Here is a 7,375-nt window from a genome sequence, read left to right on the forward strand (position 1 = left end):
TTTTTAGGCGAAAAATGGTCAAAACTTCCGACTTTCCACAGTCTATAATGCCAAATTACGTCAATTACGAATCAAAATGGAATTGAAGAACCCTGTTTGCCCAGTGTTCTCCACAATTCAAGTTAGCTATGTGGCACTATGACCATGGAAAGCTGGAAGTTTTGACCATTTTTCTAACTTTTTTGAACTAGTATGCGGATGAGTTGAATCGTAATCTAGCGTCAAGGTGTTGAGAGTTTACCCAAAAGCTATCCGACAAACACTTTAAGCTATCTTGCGAAGGTATCGTTTCTCCTAACGCTAGAGCCTCCGCACAAGATGCATCTCCACCTCTGCCTTCCAGCTTGTAAATCCTTTTCTTCATCTTGCCGCCGCAGATTGCACATTTTCTAGTAAACACAGCTCACCCCTGTCCATAACTGACTTTTTCTTGGAAAAAGCTTGCCTGAACAGGCATATCAATTCAGAATCCGACACCCTTTCTGTCTATATACCCGGTTTTTGCTGCAACTGCCGACATAGCAGAATATAAAAAATTATGTGTACCACAAATAGTACATATGCAAAAAATATAAGAGGTAAATTTTGTTAAGGATTGTCGTGCTGTATACGGATTGGAGTTTTGTGGCTATTTGTATAGAAAAAAAAGAACCCCGCAGGGTCCTTTTTTGAGTCATATTTTACCGCCTACGCGGTGTCTTCATTAGAAGACATTTAAGACTAAGTCTTTATTTTGACTCGCAAGTGACAATCTGACTGGTAATCAGATTGGCTAAACTATAGCACAGGATAGTAGGGAGGAAACTATGAATTTAAGAAATGTTGGAGAATACAACATTGGGCTAGATATCGGTACAGCTTCGGTAGGCTGGGCTGCTGTGGATCACAAAGGCGATCTATGCTATTTCAACGGTAAGCCTACATGGGGGAGTCGCATTTTTCTGCAAGCAGATAAAGCTTCAAGTGCGCGTGTTCATAGAGGTCAACGCCGCCGATATGATAGACGTAGATGGAGGCTTAATCTTCTTCAGGAAATTTTTGAAGAAGAAATAAACCAAGTTGATCCTGAATTTTTTTATAGGCTTAAACAATCCCGACTACTTAAAGAAGACAGGGATGCGGCTCATTCGGATTACATATGGCTGTTATTTAATGATAAGGATTTCACAGAAAAAGACTATTACGATAAGTTTCCCACTATCTATCATCTTCGTAAATGGCTTATGGAAACCAATGAAAAGGCAGATATTCGTCTTATATATCTTGCGTTTCATAATATTGTGAAACATAGGGGGAATTTCTTACAGCAGGATAATCCGACCTTAACATCCAAGAATGCAGATGTGGATAATTCGGTAAAGCAGCTTTGTGTGGCTGTGCAAAATTGGTGCGAGTTAAATAATATCGATTGTTTTGCAGAAGAAAATATCGACAAGATTATTGACGTATTAAAACGAACGAATGCGCATAAATCGGAATTGAAGGAAGCTATTTGGTCGCTGTTCAATATTCAGCCAAATGAAATATTTAGCAAAAAGCAATCCAGCGATATGTCAAAGGCTATTGCGGGCGCAATAGTTGGTGCTAGTGCAGAAATGGCACATATCTTTTTTATTGCTGGAGAAAAACCAGCAGATGTTAAAACTAAAATTTATCTATCTAGCGATGAAGATATAGAGGCTTTTGAAAATATTTGCCCAGACGATGGAATTGATCTATTCAAAGCAATGCAGGGTGTTTATTCGTCGTTTGTGCTGCAAGAAATATTAAGTCTTAGACGAGGAAAGTCTATATCTGTAAATAAAGTAGCAGAGTATGAGATATATGGTGAAAATCTAAAAACATTAAAATCTCTTGCTCGGGAATATATATCTAAAAAAGAATACAGTAGATTTTTCAGAGGTCCCCTCTACCCGAAGCTTTATCCGGGAGAAAAAGCGAAATATGATATTAGCGAAGCAAGTGGTTATACGAAATACAATACTGTTCATGGGAGAAGCTCTTACGACGATTTCCGCAAAGAAGTTGAAAATCTTTTTGCAGATACGCCGGCGATAGATGATATTCGCTACATAGAGATGATGGATGCTTTTAAAGAGGAACGGTTCCTTCGTCGCTTAAAAACGAGTGACAACGGTGTAATTCCATTTCAGCTTCATCTTGAAGAAATGGATGAAATTATTGAAATCCAGAAGAAGTTCTATCCATTTTTGGAATCAAAGAAAAGGGAGCTAGATTCTCTCGTAACTTTTCGCATTCCTTATTATGTTGGTCCACTAACGCAGAAAAATGCCAGAAGGGTTAACGATAAAGAAGATGGTAATTTGCGCTTTGCTTGGTCGGAGCGGCTTCGTGGTAAAGAAAACGAGAAGATATATCCTTGGAACTGGGAGCAAGTTATAGACAAAAATGCCAGTGCTGAGAAATTTATAACGCGCATGACTGGTACATGCACTTATTTACAAGGGGAACCTGTGCTTCCGAAGAGTTCTTTGTTGTATGAAGAATTCTGCATGTTGAATGAATTGAATGGCGCTCACTATTCCGAGGATGGCGATAAGGAATACCGGTTTGATTATCGTGATCGTACAGATATGGTCGATGAGTTATTTAAGAACGGCAGCGCTACTTATAAAAAGATAGCGGACTGGATGAATAAGAGATCCGGACATATGAATGTCCATGTAAGTGGAGCTCAGGGCGAAAGAGGATTTGAATCAAGATTATCGTCATATATTTTCTTCAAAAAAGATATTTTTAAGGTTGATGAAATTCCGCAGTCTGACTACCCGATGATAGAAGAAATTATTCTCTGGAATACAATTTTTGAGGATAGGGATATTCTTCGCCAAAAGTTGTACGAGAAATATGGCGATCGATTGAACGATGAACAGATAAAAAAGATATGTCAAAAACGATTTACTGGATGGGGTAAGCTTTCTCGGAAGTTCTTAACTGAGATTAAGACTCAAACCGATAACGGTCCGTATTCCATTATGGATGTTCTTCGCGAGGGAGATCCGAATAACGGGCATGGTGGCAAAGCTATGGTCCTTATGGAGGCACTTCGCGACGATAAACTTCAGTTTCAAAAATTGGTTGATGCAGAAAATGAAAAGAAATTTGGAGATATTGCAACTATTGCGTTGGAGGAACTGCCCGGGTCGCCTGCGTTAAGACGTGGTATTAATCAAGCGTTGGGCATTATACGAGAGATCGTGAAAATAGCGGGACACGCGCCTGCGAACATTTTTGTTGAGGTAACACGGTCGGATGATGAGCGCAAAGGACAGCGTACAAAGCGTAGATATGACGATTTGAAAGAGCATATAAAAGCATTTAAGAAGCAGAACCCCGAGTTTGTAAAAGACGCTTTAGAGAAAGAACTTGCCACTAAGGGACATGCTGACCTTAATGAGAAGTTGACGCTCTATTTTATGCAGGGTGGGAAGTCTTTATATTCGGGTAAGCCACTTGATATAAATAGACTTTCGGAGTACGAAGTGGATCATATTCTGCCGCAGTCTTACATCAAAGATGATAGTTTTGAAAACAAGGCTCTTGTTTTCAAAGAAGAGAATCAACGGAAGTCTGACCAGATGTTGCTTCCTGCAGATATGCGCAGGGAAATGAAGCCATATTGGAATGCGCTTCGTGGGGCGAATTTGATTGGCGAAAAGAAATATAAGAATCTTCTGCGTGCGGAAATTCACGAAAAACAACTTAAAGGGTTTATTAACAGACAGATTGTAGAAACTAGCCAAATTGTAAAAATAGTGCAGATGATGCTTGAGGGAATGCTACCTGAAACAGACGTTTTGTCTGTGAAGGCAGGTTTGTCTCATGAGCTGCGAGAGCGAAACGGTTTTGTAAAGTGTCGCGAGATTAACGATTTTCACCATGCGCACGACGCATTGCTTGCATGTCAGATAGGACGTTTTATCAAACTACGCTATCCAGATATGTATGAACATCCATTGAGATATCAGCACGTTATTCGCAAGTTTGTTAAGAATGAAAGCGAAAGAGTAAAGAGGGGGTATGCTCCGTTTAATTCTTCGTTCCTCATATCTAGTTTTATGAAATCTGGTTTCGACAAAGATACGGGTGAGATTTTAGATAAAGGCGATACTTGGAATGCCGATGCGGAGCTTGATCGTATTCGTAAATATTTGAACTATAAGCAATGCTATGTTACTCGGATGCCAGAAGAGACTAGCGGAGCGTTTTGGGATGAGACGATTTATTCGCCGCATGACTCGAAAAAAGCTGATCAATTAAAGTTGCCACTAAAGAAAGGATTAGATCCTAAGAAATATGGCAGCTACTCTCGTGAACAATTTGCATATTTCTTCATTTATGAAGCAGTCAAAAAAGATAAGTCTGTTTTAGAGTTAGCTTCTGTGCCGGTCAGCGTTGCTGCATCTCTTAAATCTGACGAATCAGCCTTGGAAGAGTATGCAAGGGCAATTTGTGAAGAGAGTGGAACTGAGTTTTCTAGGATTATTCGATCGAAAGTGTTGAAGTATCAACTTATGGATGTTGATGGGTCTAGACTTTATGTTACAGGTAAGAAAGAAGTGCGCAATGCTGTTGCAGTTGCTTTTAGTTTAGAAGAAGTAGCTATTGCGAAGCGCATAGTAGATGAACGCGAGGGAAAGACAGTTGAGCCAGTTACTGATGAAGAAGTTTGGCAACTGTTCAACAGAGTTAAAAATTCCTTAATGAAATATTCACCGAGGCTTTCAGATGCGGTGAAAATTGGCAAATGGGATGAAGAATTTGCCAAAGCTAGTCTTGCTGAAAAGAAACAAGTAGTAATGAATCTTGTGGCTATTGCGGCTGGTAAAGTTAATAAGATTGATCTCGCATCAGTTGGGAGAAAGAAGAACTCAGGATGTATGTGCCCTGTTTATTCCAAACTTTTTAGTCAATCCGAAATCTATCTAATCGATCAATCTATTACAGGTATGTTCGAAAGGCGGACTCGCATTGGCTTTTAGAACAGTATTTATAGAAAGCCCGTGTAGGATTTCGTATAAAAGCGGATATATGGTTGTCAGAAAAGAGGACGACACCGCCAAAGTTCATCTTTCTGAGATATCTACTGTGGTGCTTCATACAATGCAGGTGTTTATAAGCGCGTATCTTATGGCAGAGTTATCGAAGAATAAGATATCTCTTGTTGTAAGTGATAATGCGCATAATCCAGTTGGACAGTATCTCCCACTGTATGGAGCACACAACACAAGTAAGCGTATTGTTGAGCAGATGGCATGGGGTGAACCCATCAAAAAGCGTGTTTGGCAACATATTGTGAAGGATAAAATTAAAGAGCAGTGGCGTTTTTTACACGAGCGAGACTATGAAATAGAAGCAGTGCAGCTTTCGAAAGCGATGCAAGAGGTGCGGTCTGGTGATACCACTAACAGGGAAGCCCATGCTGCTCGAATATACTTTTCGGCATTGTTTGGGTCTGGTTTTACCCGTGAACAAGATATAGCCATTAATGCCGCGTTGAATTACGGGTATGCCATATTGTTGTCTATGGTAAATCGCGAGATTGTGTCGCGTGGTTTGCTGACGCAAGTTGGAATATGTCACCGTAATGAATACAACCAATTTAATCTTGCGTGCGATTTTATGGAGCCATTTCGTATTGCTGTAGATAGGCTCGTAGTAGATAATCTTGCAGTTGAGTTTGATTGCGATATGCGGCGCTTGCTAGGAGACTTATCCAACACGTATGTTAACTATCGTGACGGTTCTTACAGGCTAGGATCTGTTGTTTCTCAGTACGTTCAGCAGTGTATAAATGCTCTAAATAAGAAGATATCAATTGAAGATATTGAGACAATACGGCTTCTGTAACGATATGCAACAATCTAGGATTCGATATATGAGATTACTAGTATTCTTTGATTTACCGGTAGAAACTGCGGCACAAAGAAAAGAATACCGACTGTTCAGAAAGTATTTGCTAAAAGAAGGTTTTCTGATGCTTCAGGAATCTGTGTACTCGAAGCTGGCCACAAACGATGGAGCAGCAGGTGCATCAATTATGCGGCTTCGGAAACATAGACCGTCGGAGGGGCTTGTGCAGGTCCTTAAAGTAACAGAGAAGCAATTTGAAACCATGGATTACATAACAGGAAGCAGGAAAGCATATGACGAGATAGACACGATGGAGGAGTTTTTAGTTCTATGAGGGTTGTTTTCTCGGGACTAGAGCACACTTTAGATATTGATGCTGAGCATATTAGTGTGTTGCAAATTGAAAATACTACACTGTTTTCCAGAGTGTGTGAATCGTTGCTATCTGGTAAGGGCAGTGAAGCTGTTGAGCCATATAGCGTTTGGGGTGATGATGGGAAACGGGTTAATTGCGCGTCAGCCTTTTTGGCTATTATGAACCCATTTGATCTACCATGGAAAAATAGGCAGCTTGGTGGAAAATTACATGAGCGAATTCGTCTACTAATGATGGAAGATGATGATATTCGTGCTGAATTAAATGAGTTAAGTAGCGAAATTGGCTCGATAGTGTCATCGTTGGGTTTTCAGCTTAGATGCGATTATGGATTTACTTTAGAATGGGATATATGTAGTTATCTCAAGAGTTTTGGTTTTGGAGTGGAAGCGCTTGAAGGAGAATCGCTCTTTGATAATTTAATAAAGTTTTTGGATTTTGTATCTGATATGGGATTAGAAGCCACTCTGCTTTTCGTTAATTTAAAGATTTTTTTGACAGAAAAAGAGTTGTTTCAAGTATTTGATCATGCTATTTTTTTAGGAACAAAGATGCTTCTTATAGAAAAGTACGATAGTTTTAAACTTCATAATTCAGAGAGGAAAATTGTTGTTGAGCAGGGTTTACTTGAATATGAAGTATCTTGCCAGTCAGCTTGTTCGTCTTCTTCGCAAAGAAGAATTTGCTCTAACGGTTTTGGAGCAGTGACAATCTGACTGGTAATCCAACGTGTCCCCTGCAATCCACAGCCACGCCCCGGTTTTGGAGCAGTGACAATCTGACTGGTAATCCAACATTCATTTGACTATATCCCAGATTATCTGGGTTTTGGAGCAGTGACAATCTGACTGGTAATCCAACGGAATGGGCTGCTTTTTATTTCGCTGCTGCGTTTTGGAGCAGTGACAATCTGACTGGTAATCCAACGCTCGAAGAACAGAATAAAGCCTTAATGGAGTTTTGGAGCAGTGACAATCTGACTGGTAATCCAACCGTTATCATTTTGAGAATCCTGCTTAGTCTGTTTTGGAGCAGTGACAATCTGACTGGTAATCCAACAACCGCACCGGGCTACATGTCATCAACCGAGTTTTGGAGCAGTGACAATCTGACTGGTAATCCAAC

At 40.0% G+C, this 7,375-nt stretch carries 3 protein-coding genes, 1 pseudogene and 1 CRISPR repeat array; all 4 genes and pseudogenes read left to right on the top strand.

Features of this window, described 5'->3' with window-relative positions; genetic code table 11:
• The first annotated feature begins 806 nt into the window (after positions 1–806).
• Positions 807–5,003, top strand: a complete 4,197-nt coding sequence (gene cas9 / locus G7Y37_RS08955; RefSeq protein ID WP_165063126.1) for a type II CRISPR RNA-guided endonuclease Cas9 — start codon at positions 807–809, stop codon at positions 5,001–5,003.
• Positions 4,993–5,871: a type II CRISPR-associated endonuclease Cas1 gene (cas1, locus tag G7Y37_RS08960; RefSeq protein ID WP_165063127.1), complete on the top strand. Its 879-nt coding sequence runs from the start codon at positions 4,993–4,995 to the stop codon at positions 5,869–5,871. Before cas9 ends, cas1 begins: the two co-directional genes overlap by 11 nt.
• Positions 5,872–5,899: 28 nt before the next feature.
• Positions 5,900–6,208, top strand: coding sequence for a CRISPR-associated endonuclease Cas2 (cas2, locus tag G7Y37_RS08965; protein ID WP_165063128.1), 309 nt, complete (start codon positions 5,900–5,902; stop codon positions 6,206–6,208).
• Positions 6,205–6,858 (top strand): annotated as a pseudogene (gene csn2 / locus G7Y37_RS09335) (type II-A CRISPR-associated protein Csn2); the annotation flags it as partial. The gene cas2 and the pseudogene csn2, both read left to right, overlap by 4 nt.
• Positions 6,859–6,943: 85 nt before the next feature.
• A CRISPR array of direct repeats spans positions 6,944–7,374; the repeat unit is 35 nt; unit sequence GTTTTGGAGCAGTGACAATCTGACTGGTAATCCAA.
• Position 7,375 lies beyond the last annotated feature (1 nt).

It is taken from the genome of Adlercreutzia sp. ZJ154 (assembly GCF_011039055.1).
In the GTDB taxonomy this organism is placed as follows: domain Bacteria; phylum Actinomycetota; class Coriobacteriia; order Coriobacteriales; family Eggerthellaceae; genus Adlercreutzia_A.